The organism is Acidicapsa borealis, from assembly GCF_059115245.1.
Map to the genome: position 1 here is coordinate 1,408,993 of NZ_JCACNY010000001.1, position 23,228 is coordinate 1,432,220.

Genomic DNA, 23,228 nt, shown 5'->3' on the forward strand with positions numbered 1-23,228 from the left:
GCGACAGCAGCTTGAGAGGTTATCTCAAGCTGCTGACTAGCTCTTCAATGCCACGCGCACATGCAGTTCCTTCAACTGCTGCTCGGTCACCGACGTAGGCGCATCCACCATCACATCAATTGCCTTAGCCGTCTTGGGGAACGCGATGACTTCGCGCAGGCTTGGTGCGCCTGCCAGCAACATAGCGATGCGGTCGAGGCCGAGGGCAATGCCGCCGTGCGGAGGCGTGCCGTACTCCAGCGCGTCCAGGAAGAAGCCGAAACGGGCTCGTGCTTCTTCGTCCGAAATGCCGAGTGCCTTGAAGATCTGCTGCTGCACATCCTTGCGGTGAATACGGATCGAGCCTGAGCCGAGCTCAAGGCCGTTCATTGCCAGGTCATAGCAGTTGGCGCGCACACTGGCGGGGTCTGAGACCAGGTTCGCCATATCCGCATCGAAGGGAGCCGTAAACGGGTGATGCGCAGGCATCCACTTGCTGGTCGCCGCATCGAACTCGAACATCGGAAAGTCCGTAACCCAGATTGGCTGGAAGGCCTTGCTGCCATCCACGAACTCGCCGTCGGGATCAGCGGCAGCGACGATGGTTTCGGTCACGCCGAAAGCTCCGTGGCGCGAGGCATACTTCTTGGCTAGCTCGCTGCGGAAGTTACCCGCTGCAAGATAGACATTGATCTCGCGCTCGGACAAGCGTCCAGGGAACTTGGTGTCGCTGGCATGGATGTGATGCGCCGGGTCGCCAGCGACGATGATGACAAAGTCTTCTTCTGCAGCACCGGCGAGTTCGCGCACCTTCGCAGCAGCTTCAGGGAAGCCCTTGGCCAGCCGCTTGAAGTCGTCAATGAACTTCGCGCCCTTCTTCAGATCGAAGCTGGGATGGTTATCCTCGCGCTCTTTGCGGCTCAATTCGCCAACCGTAGGAATGCGCAGCGCGACCACCGGCAGCGCCGGATCGATCTGCAATGTGGCCAGTTGCTCGTCTGTGAATGCAGAGCGCACGTCGGTGAGGCCGGGCAGGCGCAGGTCCGGCTTATCGCTGCCAAACTGCCGCATCGACTCGTCATAGGTGATGCGCGGGAAGGGCGAAGGAATCGTCACGCCAGCCGCGGCAAACGCAGCGGCGAGGAATTTCTCGACTACGCCAAAAACGGTCTCCTGCTGCGGGAAGCTCATCTCCAGATCGACCTGGGTGAACTCAAGCTGGCGGTCAGCGCGGAGGTCCTCATCGCGGAAGCAGCGGGCAATCTGGAAGTACTTATCGAAGCCCGAGATCATCAGGATCTGTTTGAAGATCTGCGGCGACTGCGGCAGCGCGTAGAACTCGCCCGGATGCACGCGGCTCGGCACGAGGAAGTCGCGCGCGCCTTCCGGCGTTGACTTGGTCAGGATGGGCGTCTCGATCTCGAGAAAGCCCTGATCGCTGAGGCTCTGCCGCACGGCGAGCGTGATCTTGTGCCGCACGCGGAAGTTGCGCTGCATCTCCGCGCGGCGCAGGTCGATGTAGCGATACTTCAGCCGCACTTCTTCGTTGGCGATGGCTTCTTCAGCAGGAGAGAACGGCGCCAGGCGGGCGTCATTGAGCACGAGTAGCTCGGTGGTTTCAATCTCGATCTCGCCCGTGGGCATCTTCGGATTGATGGCCAGCTCTTCGCGCAAGCAGACGCGTCCGATGGCCGCCACGACATACTCCGGACGAACCATCTCGCCCTTGGCGTGGCCCGCGGGCGTCAGTTCCTTATCCAGGACCACCTGCGTAATGCCGCTGCGGTCGCGGACATCGAGGAAGATGAGATTGCCATGATCCCGGCGCCGGTTCACCCAGCCCATCAGCACGACTTCTTTGCCAGCATCCTTCGCGCGCAACTCGCCGCAGGTGTTCGTCCGTTCCAACTTGCCAATAAAATCAAGCACTGAAAAATTCCTTTACTTGAACAACAAAAATCGGGGTGGGAGTAACAACGCCACGTGGGAAAGCAACAGGATTGCGGTTATTTCCGTAGACCAATCAGATGCGCCGCCAACTCCGCCCGGGCCACCTTGACCTGCTCCCCGGCAGCAAAATCCTTCACCGTAAGAATACCGGACGCGACCTCATCCTCACCCAGCAACACAATCGCCCGCGCCACCTTATCCGCCGCCTCAAACGACTTCTTGAGCCGGAACGAGCCGTCACCCAACTCAACGCGCAGGCCGGGCCGTTCCGGAGTGGCGCGGCGCAGTTCCCGCGCCAGCTCCAGCGCCGCCGGATTCTGCCCGTCGCCCAGCGGAGCGATGTAAGCATCCGCGAGCTCCGGCTTTGCGGCCTCAAGCGCCTGCAACGTGAGCACCAGACGGTCCTCACCCATGGCGAAGCCGATGCCCGGAGCCTTCGGGCCGCCGATCATCTCGCTCAGCCCGTCATACCGCCCGCCGCCCAGCAGGGCATTCTGCGCGCCCAGGCCGCCGTGCGTGAACTCAAACGTTGTACGCGTGTAGTAGTCGAGCCCGCGCACCAGCCGGTGATCGCGCTCGTACGGCACACCCGCCGCATCCAGCGCCGCGCAGACCGCCGCAAAGTGCGCACGCGAAGCCTCGTCCAGGCAATCGGCAATCTTCGGCAGCGCGTCAATGATTGGCTGATCCTCCGGCACCTTGCAGTCCAGCACGCGCAGGGGATTGGTCTCCGCCCTCCGCTGGCAATCCACGCACATCTGTCCGACGACCGGCTTCAGCGCCTCGCGCAGCGTCTCGATATACTTCGGCCTGTCCGACGACGAGCCCACGGAGTTGATCTTCAACACCCAGCCGGAAATTCCCAGCTCGTCGAGCAGGGTAGCCAGCATCTCCAGCACTTCGGCATCGCGCAGTGGTGACTCGGACCCAGCCGAAACCGGCCCGATCACCTCTGCCCCAATCTGCGAAAACTGCCGGTACCGTCCCCGCTGCGGCCGCTCCCGCCGGAACTGCGGCCCGATGTAATAGAGCTTCTGCAACTGCCCGGTCTCGCCCAGCTTGTGCTCAATATAAGCCCGCACCACGCCGGCCGTGTTCTCCGGCCGCAGCGTCAGAGATTGGGTTTTTTCCGACTGCGCCCGCGCCCGGTCCTCCCAGGTGTACATCTCCTTCGAGACAATATCGGTCTCTTCGCCCACACCACGGGCAAACAGCGCCGTATCCTCAAAGACCGGCGTCCGAATCTCCCCAAAGTTGTACCGCGCAAACACCGACCGAGCCGTCGCCTCAATCCGGTTCCAAAGCCCTGTCTCCGCAGGCAAAAGATCCCGCGTCCCCCGCACTGCCTTCAATGTACTCATCGCTCTTCTAGTCTAAATGTTCGATGGTGGTAGGCTTAAATCCATACGTCTGTCGGCGATTGACGACAGACTGGATCGGCCGCCACAATACGGCATAGAGCATTCCGAGGAGCCAAGCCATGATGTTTCACGTCGTCCTGCACCCCGAAGAAGATGGCTGGATCGTTGCGGAATGTCCTGCTCTCCCCGGCTGCATTAGCCAGGGTAAGGACGAAAAAGAGGCCCTCGCCAATATCAAAGAAGCGATCGCAGGCTGGCTTTGGGCAGAGGACCAGAAAGCGACCGACGCCCTTCCGCCTGGAATGTCTCCGTTGCTTGTAGCCGTGTAGCCCTAAATCGATGCACATGCCGAATTATCCACAGCCCCATTTGTGTTGCAATTGAGGGTGTGAGGTTCCATGGGAAGGTTAAGCAATATCTCAGGGAAACAGGCTGTTAAGGCATTTGAAAAGTGCGGCTGGAGCGTACGGGGCCAAGTGGGCAGCCACTGCGTCATGACGAAATCGGGTGAACGTGCGAATCTCACAGTTCCGATGCACACAGAACTAGCTCAAGGCACTCTGAGAAGTCTGATTAAGATAGCCGGACTGACGATAGATCATTTCCTCACGCTGCTCTAGCGGTAACGTTCCAGTTTGTGGCTTCGATCCGATCGAACAAGAGTTTGGCTACTGCGTAGGTTTGCCTACGCCGGTCTTCTGCCGGAACGTGACCTCATACACACGCCAGCCACCTGTCTCCACAACGAACACCACCTCAGCTAGCGGCGAAGTCGCAGGCATCTTCACCACTGCTCCAGTTCGACTCACCTCCGGCCAAACCCGCATCGAGTCGTCAGTTCCCTCCATCTCCGGGCCAAGGGCCAGGATCGCGCTGGCCGCCTTCTTCAGGCAAACCGAAATGGCGCTCTTGTCGTCGGAAAGCAACTTCCGCGCCTCGCCCATCTGGATGCCGTAGTCATCCTTGTCCGAGCACTCAATCTCCCCAGACGCGGCAGCCATAACCGCATCCATATCGTGCTCTGCATACGTTTTGGCAAAAGCATAGACCGCATCTCCTTCCGGATATGCAGCGGGAAGGGATTCGTTGTCATCCACAATCTGGATGCTGTAGAGCTTATGGTCGGCGCTCATCTCAACCGAGTAGGTCGCATCCTTGTAATCCCATAAGTCAACGTTGACATCTGCCTCATGCGAGATCGTCGCGGGTTTACCGAGCGCAGCCTGCACTTTCTCCGCTGAGTCTCCCAGCCGCAAGCCGAAGAAGCCGGTCGGACCGGTGTAGTCGTCGCCCGTTAGCTCCATTTTGAGTACGCGATCTTTCTTGCCATAGAAGGCGACCAGATATGCGTCTCGTCCTTTCTCAAGGTGATAGGCATAGCCCATCCAGCCATCGGCCTCTTCCTGATGAAATGGCTTTCCAAGACGCGTCTCAATGGCTGTGCGATTCTGTCGAAGCAGAAATCCCACAAGCTCATGCGGACCGGGCTTTTCCGCCTTTTTCACGCCATCCGCCCGGGCAGAAGCGACAGCCAGACAGGAAGCCAGGAACAGGGAAAGCAGCTGGAAGTTACGCATAGAGATGACGCAATCCTAGCACGGGAGTCAGTCGTACATAAGCAGTGCCACCGGCAGGAAATCGCGTGTAAAGTGAGATCACCCCAAGAAGCAAATCACGTCCAAGCATCATCTTTCACCGAAAGCAGGTCTCGATGCGACTTCCGGCAATTGTCCTTGCCATGTTGTCTATGTGCAGTCTGGTGGCCGCAGCCCAGACCCCGATCTACGTCGAGCCCGTCAAAGATCTCAAGCCAACCGGCACACTATCCACTTCCATGTATTCGCCTGTAGCCGAGGAGCAGCCCTACTACAAGAGACTCAGCCGGGACGAAGTCTCGACGGTATCGTTTCTGGCCCCCTACAAGATCCATGGCAAGGCAGGCAAGTACGTGAGCTGGTATGGAATCGTGCGCGGAATCAGCGTTTCCGATCCGCAGAAGAACGAAATCACGCTGCTGCTCGATCAGAAGTTCTTCGACGGTATGACCGATTCGCACATTATGCTTGTCTCGTACTCCGGCGGCGGAGATTTCCGCGCCACGCTGCACGCCGATCCGCAGTCCATCCCGCCGCTGGCGCTCGTCCGGGTCTACGGCAAAGTGATCGAGGAGGAGAACAAAATCCCGCATATCGCCGTTGAGTTTATGCGCGTCTGGCCCTGGCTGACCTTCACCTTCACCGATCTTGGTGGATCAGACGCAAGCAACCCGGTCTGGGCGAAGTACTCGAAATTCCACGAAGGCCAGCGCATCTACAACCCGTATCCGAAAGAAGACTATTACCAGCGCATGTTAGGCGACCCGCGCTTCTTCGGCCTCAACTGGAAACCGGAGATAGAAGGGTCAAAAAGGGAATAGCAGAGCCGACCCAAACCTCAGCGCTGGTTGACTTCGTTTCTAACCAATCCCATACTTGAATCCATGACGTACACCCTCGAGCAGGCACAGAACAATCTCGCCCAACTCCTCGCCGACGCCGAGGAAGGGAAGGAAGTCGTCATTGAGCGCGAGGGCAAGCCTGGGATTCGCATCGTCATCGCTGCGGCGAGCGATCCGGTAGCTGCGCCTGACGAGCGTGTCCTCGGACAGTTCCGTGGGCTCGCCGAGTACGACGATAGCGCTTTCGATCCGCTCACGGATCAAGAGCTTGTGGATTACGGCTTTGGTTTCATGCTGGAACGCAAGCTGGTTAGCGAAGAAGCCGAAGAGAAACTAGCTGGATGAAGATCCTGCTCGACACCCACACCTTTCTATGGGCGTCGACGGCTCCGGAAAAGCTGTCCAAAACCGCCGACAGTCTTCTTCACGATCCAGCTTCTACAGTAAAGGTGTCTATCGTTGTTCCCTGGGAACTGGCAATCAAATCGAACTCCGGCAAACTACAGGCTGCGAAGCTCTTGGTTGATTTCGAACAGCGAGTGCTCCGTTTGGGGTTCTCGATCCAGAGTATTGAAACCGCCGAGGCGATCCGTTCCGGTCTACTGCCCTTTCACCACCGCGACCCATTCGACCGCCTGCTGGCCGCGCAATCGCTGGAGTTGAACGTCCCGCTCGTCAGCCGCGACGCGATCTTCGATACATACGGCGTTCAGCGCATCTGGTAGCGGCTCACAGCGACTCCAGAATCCCATCCCAGAGCGCCAGTCGTGCCAGAAGCGCCTCTTCTGCGGCAACCGAAGCCATTTCCCAGCGCTGCTCATCGGTCCCACAGAGATCGGCGACCATGCGCAGCGAGAGCGGGCCGTGGTCTTCGCCGTCCACCTCGATGTGCCGCTCCAGGTACCACTGGAACTTGGCAAACTGGCCGCCGAGCTCAGCATTCAAGTCGCGCACCAGGCTGCGAAACATATCCGGAATCACATCCTCGCGGCCAAAGGTAAACGCTGCGGCCAGCTCATGCACTCCGCCTGCGTCGATCAAGGCAAAGGTGGAAGCCACAAACCGCCTCGCCGCCTCTGGAACGCCGTCCAGATCAACTGCCCCGGTCTTCAATCCTTCGAGCAGGTCAGCCATGGGGCCAACGTCTGCACCAGCCTCGCGCATCGCCTCCAGATACAGCTCAAAGTGGCTGATAGCCCGCCCCTCGAAGACGTCGCTCTCCTCACCCAGCACGATCTCGTTGATAAATCGCCGGCTCTCGGGGAACTCCGTCGGCCGCCACGGCACCTCAACACACGTCAGCCGCGTCTGCAGCGCCTTCAGCAGAGACATAAAGTCCCAGACCGCAAACACATGCGACTCCATAAACGTCCGCAAATCCTGCGCCGTCTGAATCCGCGCATACAGCGGGTGAGCCGCCAACCGGGCTCGCAGCGGAGCAATCCGCGCCGCCAGAATTTCCAACGCTTCCACCGAAGAAGCTGCTTCCAGAGTTTTCACTTCTCAATTATCTGGGAACGTAACCGCATAAAGCCCCGCCCTGGCCCATCTGAGTTTCAAATGGCGAAACCTATGCGAACCCAATCCAAAGGCCTCCGCATCCAAGACGGCATGGAATATAGACTTCTCGGAGGCTCCGGCCTCAAGGTTTCCGCACTCAGCTTCGGCGTCGCCACCTTTGGCGGCGGTGGTGAATTCTTCAAAGCCTGGGGCTCCACAGACGTTGAGGAAGCCCGCAAACTCCTCGACATCTGCTTCGAAGCCGGCATCAATCTCTTTGACACCGCGAACATCTACTCGCAGGGGCTCTCCGAGGAAGTGCTCGGCGCCGCCCTAGAAGGCAATCGCGACAAGGCCCTCATCTCCACCAAGGCCACCTTCCGCTTCGGCGACGGCCCCAACGACGTCGGATCTTCGCGCTACCACCTGCGCCGCGCTCTTGAAGCCAGCATGCGCCGCCTCCGCACCGACTACGTCGACATCTACCACCTGCACGCCTTCGACGCCTCCACCCCCATCGAAGAAACCCTCGACACCCTCAACACCTTCGTCCGCGAGGGCAAAGTCCGCTACATCGCCGCGTCCAACTTCTCCGGCTGGCACCTGATGAAGTCGCTCGCCGTCTCCGAGCGCTATGGCTGGGCCAAATACGTCGCCCACCAGGTCTATTACTCGCTCATCGGCCGTGATTACGAAGAAGAACTCATGCCGCTCGCTCTCGACCAGAAGGTCGGCGCGCTCGTCTGGAGCCCGCTCGGCTGGGGACGCCTCACCGGCAAAATCCGCCGCGGCCAGCCGCTGCCGGAAACCAGCCGCCTGCACAAAACCGCGGACTTCGGGCCCCAGGTCGCAGACGAGTACCTCTATAAGGTGGTCGACGCCATCGATGCCGTAGCCGCGGAGACCGGCAAGACCGTTCCCCAGGTTGCGCTCAACTGGCTTCTGCAGCGTCCTACTGTTTCGTCCGTCATCATTGGCGCGCGTAACGAAGAGCAGCTTCGCCAGAACCTCGCCGCGATCGGCTGGAACCTCACCCCGGAGCAGGTTGCCAAACTCGACCGCGCCAGCGAACAGACCCCGGTCTATCCGTATTGGCATCAACGCCAGTTTGCTGACCGCAACCCGCGACCAGTCCCCGAAGTTCCCCCCGAAACCGCACCGGAAAGCTAAATTCACCCTCCCAGAATGGGGCCGCATGCGGCCCCATTTTCAGCTGCGTCAAAGGTCAATGCAGCTCAGCCAACAAACAATCGATGCTAAATACTTACTTGGACGGTACAATCGAGGTACCAGTCAATTTATTGACTTTAGTTTCGCCAGAGGTACAGTAACGGATGACCCCAGTCGCCACGAACGTCCTGCCGGAAATCGATTCCGCAGTTGCAGTCCACCCCGGCTCCCCGGAAGTCTCTACCGCAACTCGCCGCGCCCCGGCACGTGAAGAGATTCGTATGGGCCGCGAAGCCAACTACGGCGGTATCAACTGGATCACCGCTGGCTTCATCGGTGCCTTCCACATCGGTGCCATCGCCGCTCTTTTCTACTTTAGCTGGAGCCGCCTGGCAGTTTTCGTTGTCCTCTGGGTGCTGGCCATCAACTTCGGCATTGGCGTCGGATATCACCGCCTGCTCACGCACCGCGGCTTCCAGACCCCCAAGTGGATCGAGTACTTCCTGACCATCTGCGCCACACTCTCGCTCGAAGGTGGACCGATCTTCTGGGTCGCCGTCCACCGCGTTCATCATCAGCACAGCGACCACACCGGCGACCCGCACACTCCGAAAGAAGGCCCGTGGTGGGCGCACATCGGCTGGATGGTTCTCGGCAAGTCCATGCACGCCAAGACCTCGGTCCTGGCCCGCTACGTTCCCGATCTCGCCCGCGACCGCGTGCATGTCTGGCTGAGCAAGTATCACTGGGTCACGCTGGTCACCTGCGGCGTTGTTCTCTTCGGCCTAGGCTCGTGGATCGATCACGGACTGGCTGGCGGCGTGAAGATGGTCCTCTGGGGAGTCTTCCTTCGCGTAACCCTGGGCCTGCACGCCACCTGGCTGGTCAACTCAGCCACCCACCTCTGGGGCAGCCGCCGCTTTGAAACCCGCGACGACTCGCGCAACAGCTTCTGGGTTGCCATGATCACCGGCGGCGAAGGCTGGCACAACAACCACCACGCCCACCCCGTCTCCGCGCGCCACGGCCTCCGCTGGTATGAGTTTGACCCCAACTTCTACATCATCTGGACGCTCTCCAAGCTCGGCCTCGCCAAGAAGATCCAGGTAGCCCGCTACGACAAGGCAAACCCCAAGCCCGCTGGTGTCGGACACTAAAGAGCAGGGAATAGGGATTAGGGAATAGCAAACAGAAACGCCTGCCACTCCGGCAGGCGTTTTCATTTTGATTAAGCAATAGTTATTGAATCTGCATGGGGGTAGCCTATTCCCTAATCCCTATTCCCTAATCCCTATTCCTGCGGCCTCTACTTCTCCGGCACGGAAACCATGATATTGCGGAAAGTAACCACCCCGTGATGATCCCCTTGCAGGAAAAAAGGTCCCGGTTCTGCTTCATGGCTGTCCAGGGCGCCGCCCGTCGGGCCAGGAATCTCGACGTTGTCGTGGTACATCTTGCCATCGCGCAAGACAGTCACATGCCTGCCCACGAGCGTGATATCAAACGCCGTCCATTTTCCAAGACCAAGCTCGGCGCCCGCCGGCGGTGGATAGTGGCTGTAAATCGCGCCCATTTCATGCGTCGGCTGCTTGCCGCCTTCCGTGCCCACCTGCACCTCATAGCGGCCACGCAGATAGATTCCGCTGTTGCCGCCATCCGGGCAGTTCACTTCAATATGCAGTTTGAAATCCTGGAACTTTTCCGTAGTCATGATGTTCGCAGCGCCGTGGTTTTGTTGACCGGGCGTTTCAGGATTGTCGTTCACCAGCTCGCCATTGCGCGCCACCCACTTGTTGTTCTCAACATTGCCGATCGGCTCCCAGCCTTGCAGGTCTTTGCCGTCAAAAAGAGCCCTGGGAGCTGTCCACTTCTTCGGCATCGGGCGATCCAGCGCAGGCGCCCTCACTCCCGCGATCGTCAAACCGTCGGCTGCCTCGCCGCTCTTTTCGACGCCCGTCAGCTTACCGGAACCAAGCGCAGTGAGCTCCCAGCTAGCCGTCGAAGCAGAGCCGGGCTCGCCCAGGGGCACAATCAGCTTGCCCGATTCCAGGTGAGCGCCGGAAATTGGATGCCAGGCGCCACCCCGTGGCTGAAGGCGTCCTTCGATCTTGCCGCCACTCTCCGTAAGCTCTATCCACTGTGCATAGGGCTTGCCGGAGGCCGGAGTCACAGTGAGATCCCAGCGTCCCAGAAACGCTTTGTTGGTTTGCGCAGATACGGTCGACGCGAGCGCAGTCGCGAAGACGAATACGAAGATAGGTCGAAACAAAGTCTTTATTTTCACGAGTCGAGTGTAACGTTTCTTCGCCCAGGCGTGTCACCCGTACTTTTCGAGCTCTTTGCCTACCGTCCCGTCTCCCTTAAATAGATCGCCGTATAGTCCACATAGTTCCGCGCATAGGTCAGGATCAGCTCGCGGTCGGCATCGCCCAGCTCGCGCCGCATCTTCGCCGGAATCCCGGCCCAGAGCGTCTTTGGCGGAACGATGGTTCCCTCCGGCACCACCGCTCCGGCAGCGATGATCGATCCTTCGCCCACCCTGGCGTTGTTCAGCACCGTCGCATTCATGCCAATCAGCACCGCATCCTCCAGCACACACCCATGCACCGTCGCATTGTGCCCGATCGTCACCCAGTCGCCGACCGTCACCGAATACAGATACCGCTGCCCATGCAGCACCGCGCAGTCCTGCACATTCGAGTAGCTTCCCACGCGGATCGAGTTCACGTCGCCTCGGATCACCGCATTCATCCAAACGCTGGAGTGCTCGCCAATCGCCACATCCCCAATCACCTGCGCCGAAAGATCGATGTAGCTCGACTCCGGCACCGCCGGGTGATGTCCCTGATACGTCCGAATCATGCATTTCTCCTCAGAGAGCCAAATGGAAAAGGCTGATCATCGCTGACCAGCCATCTCAAACAGCATAGTGTTCCACCGGGATTTCGTCGATGGTGTGTCGGAAGCCTATGTACCCACCGTCCGGCTTTTCTTGGCCACGGTTGCAGGTCGATCCTCTTCTTCAAAGCCGTGCTGAGCGATCTGCCTGGCACGCATCGTTACCCTGGACACGCCGACGACCAGAGCGATGAAACCGGCAATGAGTGCGCCAATCGTGTATTCGCTCATGGATTCACCCGTCCGTCGTCAGAATAACACCGATCCCGATTAGGATCGCCGCCAGGAAAAACCCTTCGGATTGCGCGACGGCTTCGTGAGCCCGTTCTGGAGCGAACGTGACGCCGTGGGCTCTGAGGATCACATACTGCACAGATGCGAGAAAGACGAGAGCGCCACTGCACAAGAAAAGGATGAGTTCTGAGAATCCTGGAGTTGCGGCATGCCTCCGGACGCGCGCAGGGAATCTCGAAGGAAAGAGCTTGGTCACCAGACGGCCAATGGAGTCGGCGCCAATGGCTGCGACAACCAGCATTAACTCCCCGCCACATCGACAGATAGCTCTCACCTGGGTGGGTGAGCAACTCAGACGCGTGCTTATCTGGGTGGCGTTTGTTGTTTGCTTTTCGTTGCTACCGTTTTATGTCGCCCACACCGCTTCCGGCACAGATCTGGCCTCAGAACCAGTGGAGAAGATGATCGAGCACCGGAGCCATGCGAAGTTATAGCATACGAATTCACGAACGGAGACCTGATGTGGATGGGAATAAAGGATGCTTTCCCAAACGACTCGCAGAAACCCCAAAAATCCCGTATTCTAGTAAGAGCCACTAGGCAGGTTGGGAGGTGTATACACTTTGGCAGAGGTTCGCGTACAAGAAGGCGAGCCGCTTGAGAATGCGCTCCGCCGGTTTAAGCGGAAGGTTCAGCAGGAAGACATCATCAAGGAAGTCAAACGTCACTCCTACTACCTGAAGCCCGGTGAGAAGCGTCGCGTCAAGGAAGCACTGGCGCGCAAGCGGAATCGTAAGAAAGCTCGTAAAGAGCAGGATTAATCCAAACCGGTCCGGTTTTCAGTCCACCGAAATCCGGGCCGGCTTAACCGTACATACGTGCCATCCGGTCCATGCCCCAGCCGCGAGAGTTCGCTACTGAGGTTCCGGTTTCCCAACTCGCAGAAATTTCTCCGCGACCAGGGCGAAGCCGACAAACTCCAACTCGGTCAAGACCGCAAGTCTTTCGACCCTATCTCCATCGCGCACATATCAAGCGCGCGATCTAACTTCCCGATTGGCTAGCAATCCGCCTTTCGTGGAATAGCCGCTCAGGTTCTCTGACGGCTCGGGGCCCCAGTCGTAATTTCACGTTTGTGATATTGGCGATCGGCTCACCGAGCTGCGAAACCCCTGCGGCTTGGGCTTCTGATCGCCTGATCTGGAAAGCCGGAGATGGAATTCACGGATAGGACTCTCACCTGCATCTCATGCGGCAATGAATTTGTGTTCACCGCAGGAGAACAGCTTTTTTTTCACGAAAAAGGCTTCACCAACGACCCCAAGCACTGTAAGCCCTGCAAGGCCAAGCGAGCCGCAAGCGGTCCTCGTCCACGCCCCGAAATCAGGACCACCTGCGCCAACTGCGGCACGGAGACAACAGTCCCGTTTCGCCCCGTTCAGGGCAGGCCTGTGCTCTGCCGCGCCTGCTTCCAAAAACAGCAGGACGTTTAAGTCCCAACCCCTGGAGCCGGGAGCGCTCGCTTACCCGATACAAACTTCGATCTCTCTTCCGTGCGCCTGCGAATTTGACTGCACGCTGTAACTTGTCCGTGCTTTAATCACTCCCATTCGCAGGAGAGCACGGTGAAGAGAACTCCGCCAGCGTTTCTGATTGGCATGTGTGCTGCGGCAACTACAGCAGCCCTGCTGGTGTTGACCGGTTGCGGCGGAAAAACCAGCAATGCGCCCCCACCCATCGTTCTCTCCGTCTCCCTCAGCAACCCCACCGTGGAAATCGCCCAGGGAACGACCGTCCAGGTGCCGGTCGTCATCGTCGCCCCGACTGAGACAGCCACCTTCGCCATTGGCGGGCTGCCTCCAGGCGTGACCGAGACATACAAGGAGTCCGAATCCAACCCCTCCGGCCAGCTCACATTGGTCGCCTCGGCAATCGCTCCCGTCGGCACCTATACACCAAAAATCACCGTCGGCTCGTCCGGGCAGACGGCTTCGCTTGTTTTCACTCTGGTTGTTTCGAAATAGCGTGAGTTGTGGAGGGTCAGTCCACGTCGTTCGCGATATATACCTGCACCGGCTGCGTCACCAGGATCGGATCGACAATCAATACCGTGCGTACCTCCCCGCCGACCAGCGGCAGGGCTGCCGAACTATAAATTGTTGTCGCCGTCGTGCTAAGAGTCGTCCCCGCCGGAGCAATCACCATATATAAGGTCGAAGAGGGAATCGTCACGTACCCGGAAGTCGCGCCTACCGCCAGCGATGTAATCACCGGCTTGGCCGTCGCATATACCGTCGTCGAAGTCCCGGAGAGGAAGTACACATCCACCGCGCCCGTCGACGGAGCCTGGTTCAGCAGCCGGAATTCCGAATGGCCGCTGGGAGCCGGCGTTGCCTGATCCTCCAGCACCTGGACCTGGTACTGCGCATTGATGTCAGAGATCAATACCGACTGGCTCTTGTTCGCCGCCAGCGTGGCATTCGAAGTCACCAGGGACTTGGTGCTGGAGGTAGCCGTCACTTTCACCACTGCATTGTTCGTTGGCGCAAACTGGCCGTAGGCGGAGATGTTGCCCTGCCCGATATTGGAAGCGTAAATCGCGCCTTCGATATAGACGTTGATCGCCGGAGCGTTATACGAGGCATCGATCACCCGAACCAGGCTCACCTGCTTGAACCCGGAGATGCTCTGGCATCCCGCCAGCAGCAAAGAACCAGCCAGGCTCAACCCTGCCGCAACCGACAGCATCCGCAGCGAAAGCCGCTTCTTTCCGGTCTCCATTCCCAACCCCGAACTCCCTCCGGAAATCTCCATTGCGTCTCTCGTCATGCCCTCTGCCCACCAGCTGCCTGCTGTGTCCATTGATTTGAAGCTGTCCCAGTCAGTTTACGGCTTTCCGTTGCAGTTGTCGCGTAACTCGAATCCAGCGAACCATTTCGCGCACTCGGCATTCACGTTAGCTCGCGGACAGATAGATGAACCGCACCAGGAACAGCACCGCCAGAACATACAACAGCCAGTCTTTCTTCGTGACCTTGCCCGCAGCCAGATGCAGGACAGCCCAGGCGATGATGCCAAACCCAAGTCCATTGGCGATCGAATAGGTGAGCGGAATCAGGATCAGCGTAAGAAATGCCGGCACTGCCACCAGCGGCTCCGTCCAGCGAATCTCGGTCACTGTCGTCAGCATCAGTGAACCGACCAGGATCAGCGCCGGAGCTGTGGCCGCGTCCGGCACGATGCCGATAAAGGGCGCAGCTACCATGGCAACGAGGAACAGCATCCCGGTGACAATCGCCGTCACGCCGCTGCGTCCGCCAGCAGCGACACCAGCAGTCGACTCCACATAGCTGGTCACGGTCGAGGTACCGGTCAGCGAGCCAGCCACGGTCGAAACAGCGTCAGCAAACAGGATGCGATTCAGCCGCGGAATCGAGTGATCTTGCGCCTGCAGGCCGGCACGTTTGGTGACAGCCACCAGCGTTCCAAGATTGTCGAACAGGTCCACAAAGAAGAAGATAAAGACGATCTCCACCAGCCCGACTCGCAGCGCGCCGGGAATGTCGAGTTTAAAGGCTGTCGCGGTGAGGCTCGATATTCCGCCTTCGGCCCTCGTGAAGTGCGTTAGACCCATTCCCCACGCCGCTGCCGTCACGGTCAACACGCCAATCAGGATTGAGCCCTTCACCTTCCAGATTTCGAGAGCTACCATCAGGCCGAGGCCCAGCAGGGCCAGCGCTGTGCTCGGGTCCTTGATATTGCCCATCTGCACCAGCGTGGCGTCACTCTTGACGACGAGGCCAGCCTTGGTCAGCCCGATAAACGCAATAAACAGCCCGATCCCGCAGGCCACCGCGGCATACAGTTCCTGCGGGATCGCCTTCAGAATCAGTTGCCGGATGCCAAACGCAGTCAGCAGCAGAAAGACCACACCGGAAAGAAACACCGCCCCCAGCGCCGTCTGCCAGGGAATATGCATCTTCAGGCAAACGGTAAAAGTGAAGTAAGCATTCAGCCCCATCCCCGGAGCCAGCGCGATCGGGTACCGCGCAATGATCCCCATCAGGATCGACCCAAACGCCGCCGAAAGGCACGTAGCCGCCGTCACCGCCGCCAGCGGCATCCCAGTCTGCTTCAAAATCGAGGGGTTGACCACCACGATATATGCCATGGTCAGAAATGTAGTGGCCCCAGCCAGAATCTCAGTGCGCCAGTTGGTGCCCAGCCGATGGAACTCAAAATAGCGTTCGAGAGAAATGCGCATAGTTGGATAAGCCTAAGCAAACCACAACACGGCCAAATCCCCTAGCAATTTCAAAGGCTGTTTGGAAATCGCTTGGGGTCGAGGATATATCAGTTCTGCTATGGGCAATTCGGTCAAGAAAATCTGATGCACAAATGGGGGTAATTTTACGCAAATGCAAAGTGTTGCAGGCTAAGGGCTTCGAACAAAAATGCTTGACAGGATTTTGCAGCGGGGGAATACGGAAATTGTTCCACGCGGAACAATGTGTGGAACATTGCTGCTGAAGCATGTGGAGAGTTGGACTGGTTAAGCAGCTGAGAGTTGGTGTGGCCTGGTGCGATGGGTGGATGCGATGTTCCACGTGGAACATTTTCGTCCGCTGGCGGGTGGTTCTTAGGGTTGCTAAAGGCCTCAATTTGCGCTGAACGATAGCAGAAGGGGACGCTGATCCGGGCCATTTTCGGCGTGTTCGGAGGGAGGCTTCGATGCCGGACTGGCGTTGCAGGGGGGGTGGGTTGAGCCGATCCCATCGTGATTCAGTCTTGATGGTATTGCTAAAGTAATCAACATTACCCCGAGTTATAACTCTTATCGCAATACACGCGCAGGTGCGAACTTTGGTGTTACTTAGTATGCCTTGCTTTTCACCCATCGATGCAGTTAGTTTGAGCACAGTTCTCCAGAAACCTGTTTGGGTACTCCGTCTCTGAAATCGACACTTCTGTCGGCACGATTCAGGCGCAAAAAATCAGTCTGGCTCTCGGCAGTTTCGGGGGCCGTAATCCACAGGAGTTGTCATGCAAGTTCGCCGCCGCTTGTACGTTTTGGTCGCTTTCGCGACGTTGCTCTTTCCCGCTGCCTTGTTTGCCCAGTTCCAGCAGCCGACTGCTGAAGAGTTGTCGATGACTTCGGAGCCGAAGTCTCCGGGCGCTGCGGCGGTCTATCTGTATCGCGAAGAGACGGTGGATGACAATCTGCACTATCACAGCTTCTATGCGCGGATTAAGGTGCTGACGGAGAAGGGTAAGGAACTGGCGACGCAGAGCGTTCCCTATGAGAAGGGCGCGGTTTCGATCACAGATGTGAAGGCGCGCACGATTCATTCCGACGGCAAGGTGATTCCCCTGGATGTGAAGCCGACGGACCTGGTGGAGGCGAAGGGCAAAGGCTACCAGATCAACAAGGTGGTGTTCACGCTGCCGAGTGTCGAGGTGGGGAGCATTCTCGAATTTCGCTGGGCTCTGCGTTACGATGATGACCGGCTCAACTCGCCTTACTGGGATCTGCAGCAGCGCTACTATGTGCGCAAGGCGCACTATGCGTTCACTCCCTACAAGTATCTGGAGAACGTGACCAACGGCAAGGGCGAGTCGGCAAACAAGCTGCTGTACAGCACTCTGCTGCCGGCGAATTCCAAGGTTGTGTATGAAGCGTCGGGACGCTATGTGCTGGATGTGGGTGATCTCTCGCCGATTCCCGATGAGGAATACATGCCGCCGATGAGTTCCCTGATCGCCCAGGTGCAGTTCTATTACACGCCGTATACCAGCAAGGACGACTTCTGGCAGCATGAGGGTTCGCGATGGTCGAAGGAGATGGACCGTTTTGCCAACGAGAGCAAGGGGCTGAAGGAAGAAGTGTCGGGCATTGTGGCGCCGGGTGACAGTGACGAGGCAAAGGCGCGCAAGATCTATGACAAGGTGATGACGCTGGAGAATACCGATTACACGCGCCGCAAGAGCCAGGTAGAGCTGAAGCAAATGGGGCTGAAGCAGGCGAAGACCGCCGAGGATGTTTGGCGGCAGAAGAGCGGTTCAAGCGATGAGATTGCGCTGCTTTATATCGCGATGGCCCGCAGCGCAGGACTGAAGGCGTATGCGGTCACGGTTTGCAATCGCGATCGCGAAGTTTTCAATCCATATTTTCTCTCGATGCGGCAGTTTGACGATGTGATCGTCATGGTCACGATCGGCGACAAAGAGCAGTTTCTGGATCCGGGGAAGAAGTTTGCTCCGTACGGGCAACTGGACTGGCGGCATTCGCTGGCAGGAGGCATACGGCAATCGGACAAAGGTGCAATGCTGGTGGGCACGCCCGCCAACTCCTACAAGGATGCCTCGACGCTGCGCACGGCGATCCTGACGATCGACAAGGAAGGCAACATATCGGGAACAGCGCGCGTTTCGATGAACGGGCCGAGGGCCACGCGATGGCGCGAGCTAGCGATTGAGAACGACGAGGATGAGATCAAAAAGCAGTTCAACGAGTACATGAAGAACCTGGTGCCGGATGGAGTGACAGCGGACTTCGATCACTTTCTTGGACTTGAGGACTTTCATTCGCAGCTGATGGGGATCGTGAAGATCTCGGGCAACATTGGCAACTCGACGGGCAAGCGGGCGTTTGTGCCGGGGGTGTTCTTTGAGTCGCGGGCGAGGCACCCGTTTGTGGCGACCGACCAGCGGACAACGACCGTGGACATGGAATATGCCGAGCAGACGCAGGACGAGGTGACCTACGAGATGCCTGAGGCGTATTCGGTGGAGAGCGCGCCCGCGGATACGAGCATTCCGTGGACGGGGCACGCGGCATTCGTGCTGAAGGCCAAGGTGGATAAGAATCGGGTCATCGTAGACCGGGTGTTTGCGCGGGCCTTTGCGCTGGTTCAGCCAAAGGATTACGGGGCGCTGCGGGATTTTTATCAGAAGGTACAGACGGCGGATCAGCAGCAGCTCGTGCTGACGGCTGCAGTGGCGGCGCCGGCGAAGGATGGGGCTGGTCAGGTGGGGGCGGCGAAGGCTCCGGGGAACTAGGCCCGTTCTTGGGGCTGGGCGAGCGGGGAATCGGGGGAACGATGCGAATTCGACGGCGGGTTTTGGTGGGTTGTGTGCTGGTGGCTTTGCCGGCGGCGGGGTTGGCCGGCCCAATCTTCGGGCATGAGAAGCCGCAGCCTGCTCCGCAGTGGGGTGTGGAGACGGCGAAGGTGCGCACGCCTGATCTCGCGAAGGATGCCGAAGCGGTGATTCTCTCCGATGAGTATCTTTTGACGGTGGATGGTCAGGGGCGCGCCGTGGAGCGGGAGCGTGAGGTGAAGCGCATCCTGAAGCCGCAGGGGCGCAAGTGGGGTGTATGTGGGGCCAGCTACGACGTTGACGAGAAGATCAACTACCTGCGTGTATGGACGATTCTGCCGGACGGCAAGCAGTTGCAGGCGATGGAGTCCGACTTTTACGAGATTGGATATACGCAGGATTCGATTCTGCTGGAGACTGAGAAATCACGGCTGGTGATGGGGCCGGGTGCCGATCCGGGCGCTGTGGTTGTATGCGAGTCTGAGGTGCAACTGCGCTCTTATATTGATGAGAAGATGTGGCGCTTCCAGTATTCGGTTCCTGTGGTGAGCGAGGCGCTGGAAGTGGACCTGCCGGCGGGAAGGGCGCATAGTGATTCATGGCATAACTTTGCCGCCGTGAAGCCGACTGAGGTCTCTCCAAACCACTGGCGGTGGGAGCTGAGCAACGTTCCGGCGCTCGATCTGCGGGATATCCCGGCGCACCCGGAGTGGGAAGCGTTGGCTGCTCGGATGACGGTGCAGTGGGGCGGCGCATCGGTAGCTGGGCGCGATAACCAGTGGCGGGCGATAGGCCAATGGTTCGACCAACTGGAGGCGCACCGGACGGACCCTTCGCCGGAGATCACTGCCAAGACACATGAGTTGACCGATGGGGTAACGAACTACTACGACAAACTGGCGCGGGTGGCGGATTATGTTCAGCGGAACATCCGCTATTTTGTGATCGAGCGCGGGATTGGCGGACACCAGGCGCATCCTGCGGGGGATATCTTCAAGTACAGGTATGGGGATTGCAAGGACAAGGCGACGCTGGTGATCTCGATGCTGCAGGTGGCGGGGATTCATGCCTACTATGTGCCGGTGGATGACCGGCGCGGCTTTGTGGACCCGGCGCTGCCTTCGGCGTACGGCGACCATATGATTTCGGCGATTGAGGTTCCTGCGGGTTTCCAGGATGACCGGCTGCAGGCTGTCATCCAGGCAGGCAATGGGAAGCGGTACCTGATCTTTGACCCGACGGATGAGCGGACGCCGGTGGGGTATCTGCGGTCGGATTTGCAGGGGAGTTTTGGGTTGCTTGTGGCTGGCTCGGATAGCCAGGTGTTTCAGCTTCCGGTGCTGGCTCCGAATGCGAGCGGGGCGGACCGCAAGGGAGCTTTCAAGCTGGCGGCGGATGGAACGTTGAGCGGAGAAGTTGACACGTCGCGGATCGGGGCAGACGGCGGGAATCTGCGGCTACACCTGAAGCGCAGCGACGAGAAGGAGCGACACGACGAACTGGAACAGTCGCTGGGGCGCGACATTCCCGGAGTATCGCTGGAGAAGTATCAGTACGATGAGCCGCAGGCGCTGGAAAAGCCGGTTACGCTGCACTACGAACTTACGGCGCACCAATATGGGCACCTCGCAGGGCCTCTGATGCTGGTCAGGCCCCGAGTGGTGGCCAGTTATGCGCACCAGTTTTCACCGAAGCCGCGGACGGTGCCTATTGATCTGAATGCTACCGGGCACTGGCATGACAGCTATGACATTGCGCTGCCGGATGGGTATGTGGTGGATGAGATGCCTGATCCGGTGAACCTGGATACGGATTTTGCCAGCTACCATTCGACGATTTCGGCGAAGGACAAAGTGCTGCACTACGAGCGGGATTACACGGTGAAGAAGGTGGAGCTGCCGGCGGAGAAGCAGGCGGACTTCCGGCATCTGGAGGGGGTTATTCTTTCCGATGAGCGGGCTACTGTGGTGCTGAAGAAGCAGTGATTTAGTGGTTAGTGGTTAGTGGTTAGTGATTAGGCAGTGGGCGATGATTGTGTTGCCGCTTTGGGTTAATTGATTCAGCAGGGCTTCTTCCTCTTTGTGGGGGACTTGCATTTCTGCTGCTTGGATTTCTTCCGGGGTGGCGGTGGTGAAGCAGAGTTCGCAGATGGCGATACCTTCTTCGGGCTCTGCGTCTTCGGAGAAATCGTCTCTGGGGTCATCTTCTGTGTGGGGTTCGGCCTGGCTGCGGACGGGTGGGCCGAAGACGCGGCAGGTCATGGGGCGATATTCGTAGAGTTCGCAGAGGCCGTTTTCGGGGTTGAGTGCGGGGCAGGGGGCTTCGTCGGCGAAGTCTTCGAAGGCTTCCTGCTCTGCTTCGCTGTCTCCGAGGATGCCGGTGATGGGGTCGCCGGGGAAGTCCGGGGCAAATTCCTTCCAATATTTATCGGCGCGGTTGCGGATTTCTGCTGCCTTTTCGGGAGCGGTGAGGGCGAGCTGTGCCATGCCTTCGCGGAGGCGTAGGGCGTCGAGCGCGTTGATGGCGAAGGCTCCGTGGCAGCACTGGGTGCAGCCGGGGCGGCAGACGAGATGCGGGCCGCTGCGGCGGGCGGAGTCGGCGAAGGCTGCGTCGACGATCTGGAGGAGCTGGCGGTCCTGTGGGGGTAGGGGCACGTTTCTATTGTCTCTGAAATTGGGGAATGCAGAGATGGGACGGGCCTTCAGCCCTCGGATTTCTTGCTTTGGCTGACCCAGCCCTTCAGGCTGGGCTGGTATAGCGCGCGCCTTTGGCGCTGTCTTTCATTGAGCCTTTACGGACAAAATTTGTACGGCAAGACGAGGCTCATGCTGGACGACTTTCCTGCTCGACAGGTCCTGCTCTGCGCTGAGTGCGTTTCGCTGCGGATGGCGGTGGGTCTGGCATGATGCTACTGTACGGAGATTGCGGTTAGGGATTGGCTCAACGAAAGAGGCGGGGATGCGGGTTGGGAATGGGTTGGCTGGAAGGGTGGTGTTGACGGGGCTGATGGTGGTTGGGGCTATGGCGGCCTTGTCTGCACGGGGGCAGGCGCAGGGGGCGAAGACGCCGCAACTGGTCTGGGTGGATACGGATGTTGGGGACGATATCGATGACGCGTTTGCGGTGGGGCTGATTGTGCGGAGCCCGGAGCTGAAGTTGCTGGGGGTTTCGACGACGTATGGCGATACGGAGATGCGGGCGCGGATTCTGGACCGGTTTCTGGCGGCTACGGGCGAGAAGGGGATTCCCGTTTTTGCGGGGCCGCATTCGGATACGAAGAATCCGATGACGCAGGGGGCGTATGGGCGGCAGGCTCCGGACCGGAAGCATGGGGATGGGGTGGCGGCGATGCTGGCGGCGATCAGGGCGCATCCGGGTGAGGTGACGCTGATTGCGCTAGGGCCGTTGAATACTGTCGGGGCGACCATCGAGCGGGATCCGGCGACGTTCAAGAAGCTGAAGCGGGTGGTGATGATGGGCGGGTCGATCAACCGGGGGTATGGCGGCGGAAAGGGTAAGCCTCCGGCACCGGCGGTGCCGGAGTGGAATATCGACCAGTATCCGAAGGGGTTTGCGCAGCTGCTGAAGGCGGGGGTGGCGATTTACATGGCACCGCTGGATTCGACGCAGATTCCGCTGGAGACGAAGGAGCGGGATGCGCTGTTTGCGGTGGGGAATCCGCTGACGGACCAGTTGACGATCCTGTATCACCAGTGGATCGCTGGTTCGTGGGATAAGAATGTGACGCCGACGTTGTTCGATCCGGTGGCGGCGGCTTACACGTTCCGGCCTGATCTATGCCCGATGACGCCGATGCGGATTGCGGTGGATGAGAAGGGTTTGACGACGAAGGTGGACGGGGAGCCGAATGCCAATGTCTGCCTGGAGTCGGATGAGGGTGGTTTTCTGAAGCTGCTGCTGGGGCGGCTGGAGGGTAAGGCGCAGTAACGGCTCATTCAGGGCTACTCGTTCAGGACTACTAATTCAGGACTACTAATTCAGGACTACTAATTCAGGACTACGCCTTGATTTGGGGTGTCGAGCGAGAAGGTGGGGATCTCGATGTCGAAGAGTTCGCCGGTCTCGCTTTGCATCTGGTAGGCTCCGCCCATCATGCCGGATGAAGTGTTGAGGGGTGCGCCGCTGGTGTACTGAAAGCTCTCGCCGGGCTTGAGGATTGGCTGTTCGCCGACGACGCCGGGGCCTTTGACTTCAGTGAACTCGCCGCGGGCGTTGGTGATCATCCAGTGGCGGTTGAGGAGCTGGACGGTTTCGGTGCCCTGATTTTCGATGGTGATGCGGTAGGCCCAGAAGTATTGCGAGCTGGCCGGGGAAGAATTTGCTTCGTGATATGCGGGCTCTACGCTTACTGCGATTGCTCGGGTGATTGCCTGGTACGGTGTTCGCTCTGCCATGAGTAGAGTTTAGAGCAACGGCGGGTGCGCGTGCTCTGGGCGCCTGGTCGATTAGCCGCTTTGCTTCTGCTGGAGCTCTCGTTTTTTATTGGCATGAATCTTGGGCAAACGAAATCGGGGTGACCGGAGTTCCAGGACAGCTGCCTGGAAACCGGTCACCCCGTTTTCGTTCTGTGTTGCCTTCGA

At 59.0% G+C, this 23,228-nt stretch carries 25 protein-coding genes; 14 read left to right on the forward strand and 11 right to left on the reverse strand.

Annotated elements, in window-relative coordinates:
• Positions 1-36: 36 nt before the first annotated feature.
• Entirely contained in the window at positions 37-1,908 is a 1,872-nt protein-coding gene (gene aspS, locus AC5S27_RS05585; RefSeq protein WP_493933575.1) for an aspartate--tRNA ligase, read from the reverse strand.
• A gap of 77 nt (positions 1,909-1,985) precedes the next feature.
• Positions 1,986-3,290 (reverse strand): histidine--tRNA ligase, encoded by a 1,305-nt coding sequence (gene hisS / locus AC5S27_RS05590; RefSeq protein WP_493933576.1) that lies wholly within the window; start codon positions 3,288-3,290, stop codon positions 1,986-1,988.
• Positions 3,291-3,409: 119 nt separating this feature from the next.
• Here hisS and AC5S27_RS05595 point away from each other — a divergent pair, with 119 nt between their 5' ends.
• Together AC5S27_RS05595 and AC5S27_RS05600 are read left to right on the forward strand one after the other, a co-directional pair.
• Positions 3,410-3,619 carry a type II toxin-antitoxin system HicB family antitoxin gene (locus AC5S27_RS05595; RefSeq protein ID WP_493933577.1) on the forward strand — a complete coding sequence of 70 codons (210 nt, stop codon included), beginning with the start codon at positions 3,410-3,412 and terminating at the stop codon, positions 3,617-3,619.
• A gap of 69 nt (positions 3,620-3,688) precedes the next feature.
• A complete protein-coding gene (locus AC5S27_RS05600) occupies positions 3,689-3,910 on the forward strand; it encodes a type II toxin-antitoxin system HicA family toxin (RefSeq protein WP_493933578.1) in 222 nt (73 codons plus the stop codon).
• Positions 3,911-3,958: 48 nt separating this feature from the next.
• On the opposite strand, the gene AC5S27_RS05605 is transcribed toward AC5S27_RS05600, so the two are convergent.
• Entirely contained in the window at positions 3,959-4,867 is a 909-nt protein-coding gene (locus tag AC5S27_RS05605) for a hypothetical protein (protein ID WP_493933579.1), read from the reverse strand.
• Positions 4,868-5,001: 134 nt separating this feature from the next.
• On the opposite strand from AC5S27_RS05605, the gene AC5S27_RS05610 reads away from it, so the two are divergent.
• From AC5S27_RS05610 to AC5S27_RS05620, 3 genes are all read left to right on the forward strand, one after another.
• Positions 5,002-5,706, forward strand: a complete 705-nt coding sequence (locus AC5S27_RS05610; RefSeq protein ID WP_493933580.1) for a hypothetical protein — start codon at positions 5,002-5,004, stop codon at positions 5,704-5,706.
• Positions 5,707-5,769: 63 nt separating this feature from the next.
• Positions 5,770-6,072, forward strand: a complete 303-nt coding sequence (locus tag AC5S27_RS05615) for a type II toxin-antitoxin system Phd/YefM family antitoxin (RefSeq protein ID WP_493933581.1) — start codon at positions 5,770-5,772, stop codon at positions 6,070-6,072.
• Positions 6,069-6,452, forward strand: a complete 384-nt coding sequence (locus tag AC5S27_RS05620) for a type II toxin-antitoxin system VapC family toxin (protein ID WP_493933582.1) — start codon at positions 6,069-6,071, stop codon at positions 6,450-6,452. Before AC5S27_RS05615 ends, AC5S27_RS05620 begins: the two co-directional genes overlap by 4 nt.
• Positions 6,453-6,456: 4 nt before the next feature.
• Here AC5S27_RS05620 and AC5S27_RS05625 read toward each other — a convergent pair whose 3' ends face one another.
• Positions 6,457-7,227 (reverse strand): DUF3050 domain-containing protein, encoded by a 771-nt coding sequence (locus AC5S27_RS05625; protein WP_493933583.1) that lies wholly within the window; start codon positions 7,225-7,227, stop codon positions 6,457-6,459.
• Positions 7,228-7,338: 111 nt separating this feature from the next.
• Between AC5S27_RS05625 and AC5S27_RS05630 the strand changes: the two genes are divergently transcribed.
• Positions 7,339-8,397 carry an aldo/keto reductase gene (locus AC5S27_RS05630; RefSeq protein WP_493937275.1) on the forward strand — a complete coding sequence of 353 codons (1,059 nt, stop codon included), beginning with the start codon at positions 7,339-7,341 and terminating at the stop codon, positions 8,395-8,397.
• A 164-nt stretch (positions 8,398-8,561) separates the two neighbouring features.
• The gene (locus AC5S27_RS05635; RefSeq protein ID WP_493933584.1) at positions 8,562-9,554 is read left to right on the forward strand and encodes an acyl-CoA desaturase; all 993 of its coding nucleotides are present in this window, start codon (positions 8,562-8,564) and stop codon (positions 9,552-9,554) included.
• A 149-nt stretch (positions 9,555-9,703) separates the two neighbouring features.
• Here AC5S27_RS05635 and AC5S27_RS05640 read toward each other — a convergent pair whose 3' ends face one another.
• The 3 genes from AC5S27_RS05640 to AC5S27_RS05650 all read right to left on the reverse strand — a co-directional run bounded on the left by AC5S27_RS05640 (position 9,704) and on the right by AC5S27_RS05650 (position 11,526).
• Positions 9,704-10,666 carry a 3-keto-disaccharide hydrolase gene (locus AC5S27_RS05640; protein WP_493933585.1) on the reverse strand — a complete coding sequence of 321 codons (963 nt, stop codon included), beginning with the start codon at positions 10,664-10,666 and terminating at the stop codon, positions 9,704-9,706.
• A gap of 74 nt (positions 10,667-10,740) precedes the next feature.
• Complete coding sequence (locus AC5S27_RS05645) at positions 10,741-11,259, reverse strand: gamma carbonic anhydrase family protein (protein ID WP_493933586.1); 519 nt, start codon at positions 11,257-11,259, stop codon at positions 10,741-10,743.
• 105 nt (positions 11,260-11,364) lie between these two features.
• Positions 11,365-11,526 (reverse strand): hypothetical protein, encoded by a 162-nt coding sequence (locus AC5S27_RS05650; protein ID WP_493933587.1) that lies wholly within the window; start codon positions 11,524-11,526, stop codon positions 11,365-11,367.
• A gap of 284 nt (positions 11,527-11,810) precedes the next feature.
• Here AC5S27_RS05650 and AC5S27_RS05655 point away from each other — a divergent pair, with 284 nt between their 5' ends.
• From AC5S27_RS05655 to AC5S27_RS05670, 4 genes are all read left to right on the forward strand, one after another.
• On the forward strand, positions 11,811-12,023 hold the full coding sequence (locus AC5S27_RS05655) for a hypothetical protein (protein ID WP_493933588.1): 213 nt from the start codon (positions 11,811-11,813) through the stop codon (positions 12,021-12,023).
• Between the two features lie 129 nt (positions 12,024-12,152).
• Entirely contained in the window at positions 12,153-12,350 is a 198-nt protein-coding gene (gene rpsU, locus AC5S27_RS05660) for a 30S ribosomal protein S21 (protein ID WP_263338703.1), read from the forward strand.
• 393 nt (positions 12,351-12,743) lie between these two features.
• Positions 12,744-13,022, forward strand: coding sequence for a zinc-ribbon domain containing protein (locus tag AC5S27_RS05665; protein WP_493933589.1), 279 nt, complete (start codon positions 12,744-12,746; stop codon positions 13,020-13,022).
• Between the two features lie 132 nt (positions 13,023-13,154).
• Positions 13,155-13,553 carry a hypothetical protein gene (locus AC5S27_RS05670; protein WP_493933590.1) on the forward strand — a complete coding sequence of 133 codons (399 nt, stop codon included), beginning with the start codon at positions 13,155-13,157 and terminating at the stop codon, positions 13,551-13,553.
• A gap of 16 nt (positions 13,554-13,569) precedes the next feature.
• Here AC5S27_RS05670 and AC5S27_RS05675 read toward each other — a convergent pair whose 3' ends face one another.
• Complete coding sequence (locus tag AC5S27_RS05675) at positions 13,570-14,343, reverse strand: DUF4397 domain-containing protein (protein WP_493933591.1); 774 nt, start codon at positions 14,341-14,343, stop codon at positions 13,570-13,572.
• A 142-nt stretch (positions 14,344-14,485) separates the two neighbouring features.
• Positions 14,486-15,793 carry an NCS2 family permease gene (locus tag AC5S27_RS05680; RefSeq protein WP_493933592.1) on the reverse strand — a complete coding sequence of 436 codons (1,308 nt, stop codon included), beginning with the start codon at positions 15,791-15,793 and terminating at the stop codon, positions 14,486-14,488.
• A 779-nt stretch (positions 15,794-16,572) separates the two neighbouring features.
• Between AC5S27_RS05680 and AC5S27_RS05685 the strand changes: the two genes are divergently transcribed.
• Both AC5S27_RS05685 and AC5S27_RS05690 read left to right on the forward strand, forming a co-directional pair.
• Positions 16,573-18,588, forward strand: a complete 2,016-nt coding sequence (locus tag AC5S27_RS05685) for a DUF3857 domain-containing transglutaminase family protein (protein WP_493933593.1) — start codon at positions 16,573-16,575, stop codon at positions 18,586-18,588.
• Positions 18,589-18,629: 41 nt separating this feature from the next.
• Positions 18,630-20,612 carry a DUF3857 domain-containing protein gene (locus AC5S27_RS05690; protein WP_493933594.1) on the forward strand — a complete coding sequence of 661 codons (1,983 nt, stop codon included), beginning with the start codon at positions 18,630-18,632 and terminating at the stop codon, positions 20,610-20,612.
• Positions 20,613-20,627: 15 nt separating this feature from the next.
• Here AC5S27_RS05690 and AC5S27_RS05695 read toward each other — a convergent pair whose 3' ends face one another.
• Positions 20,628-21,281: a YkgJ family cysteine cluster protein gene (locus AC5S27_RS05695; RefSeq protein ID WP_493933595.1), complete on the reverse strand. Its 654-nt coding sequence runs from the start codon at positions 21,279-21,281 to the stop codon at positions 20,628-20,630.
• Between the two features lie 304 nt (positions 21,282-21,585).
• Between AC5S27_RS05695 and AC5S27_RS05700 the strand changes: the two genes are divergently transcribed.
• Complete coding sequence (locus AC5S27_RS05700; protein ID WP_493933596.1) at positions 21,586-22,575, forward strand: nucleoside hydrolase; 990 nt, start codon at positions 21,586-21,588, stop codon at positions 22,573-22,575.
• 59 nt (positions 22,576-22,634) lie between these two features.
• Here AC5S27_RS05700 and apaG read toward each other — a convergent pair whose 3' ends face one another.
• A complete protein-coding gene (gene apaG / locus AC5S27_RS05705; RefSeq protein ID WP_493933597.1) occupies positions 22,635-23,042 on the reverse strand; it encodes a Co2+/Mg2+ efflux facilitator ApaG/CorD in 408 nt (135 codons plus the stop codon).
• Between the last annotated feature and the right edge of the window lie 186 nt (positions 23,043-23,228).

Excerpts from the sequence above, each read along its gene's own strand:
- AC5S27_RS05605 (WP_493933579.1), bottom strand. The coding sequence starts at position 4,867 with ATGCGTAACTTCCAGCTGCTTTCCCTGTTCCTGGCTTCCTGTCTGGCT.
- AC5S27_RS05645 (WP_493933586.1), bottom strand. The coding sequence starts at position 11,259 with ATGATTCGGACGTATCAGGGACATCACCCGGCGGTGCCGGAGTCGAGC.
- AC5S27_RS05665 (WP_493933589.1), top strand. The coding sequence starts at position 12,744 with ATGGAATTCACGGATAGGACTCTCACCTGCATCTCATGCGGCAATGAA.
- AC5S27_RS05620 (WP_493933582.1), top strand. The coding sequence starts at position 6,069 with ATGAAGATCCTGCTCGACACCCACACCTTTCTATGGGCGTCGACGGCT.
- apaG (WP_493933597.1), bottom strand. The coding sequence starts at position 23,042 with ATGGCAGAGCGAACACCGTACCAGGCAATCACCCGAGCAATCGCAGTA.
- AC5S27_RS05650 (WP_493933587.1), bottom strand. The coding sequence starts at position 11,526 with ATGAGCGAATACACGATTGGCGCACTCATTGCCGGTTTCATCGCTCTG.
- AC5S27_RS05615 (WP_493933581.1), top strand. The coding sequence starts at position 5,770 with ATGACGTACACCCTCGAGCAGGCACAGAACAATCTCGCCCAACTCCTC.
- hisS (WP_493933576.1), bottom strand. The coding sequence starts at position 3,290 with ATGAGTACATTGAAGGCAGTGCGGGGGACGCGGGATCTTTTGCCTGCG.
- AC5S27_RS05595 (WP_493933577.1), top strand. The coding sequence starts at position 3,410 with ATGATGTTTCACGTCGTCCTGCACCCCGAAGAAGATGGCTGGATCGTT.
- AC5S27_RS05655 (WP_493933588.1), top strand. The coding sequence starts at position 11,811 with ATGGCTGCGACAACCAGCATTAACTCCCCGCCACATCGACAGATAGCT.
- AC5S27_RS05600 (WP_493933578.1), top strand. The coding sequence starts at position 3,689 with ATGGGAAGGTTAAGCAATATCTCAGGGAAACAGGCTGTTAAGGCATTT.
- AC5S27_RS05635 (WP_493933584.1), top strand. The coding sequence starts at position 8,562 with ATGACCCCAGTCGCCACGAACGTCCTGCCGGAAATCGATTCCGCAGTT.
- AC5S27_RS05680 (WP_493933592.1), bottom strand. The coding sequence starts at position 15,793 with ATGCGCATTTCTCTCGAACGCTATTTTGAGTTCCATCGGCTGGGCACC.
- AC5S27_RS05675 (WP_493933591.1), bottom strand. The coding sequence starts at position 14,343 with ATGGAGATTTCCGGAGGGAGTTCGGGGTTGGGAATGGAGACCGGAAAG.
- AC5S27_RS05630 (WP_493937275.1), top strand. The coding sequence starts at position 7,339 with ATGGAATATAGACTTCTCGGAGGCTCCGGCCTCAAGGTTTCCGCACTC.
- AC5S27_RS05685 (WP_493933593.1), top strand. The coding sequence starts at position 16,573 with ATGCAAGTTCGCCGCCGCTTGTACGTTTTGGTCGCTTTCGCGACGTTG.
- AC5S27_RS05700 (WP_493933596.1), top strand. The coding sequence starts at position 21,586 with ATGCGGGTTGGGAATGGGTTGGCTGGAAGGGTGGTGTTGACGGGGCTG.
- AC5S27_RS05610 (WP_493933580.1), top strand. The coding sequence starts at position 5,002 with ATGCGACTTCCGGCAATTGTCCTTGCCATGTTGTCTATGTGCAGTCTG.
- AC5S27_RS05690 (WP_493933594.1), top strand. The coding sequence starts at position 18,630 with ATGCGAATTCGACGGCGGGTTTTGGTGGGTTGTGTGCTGGTGGCTTTG.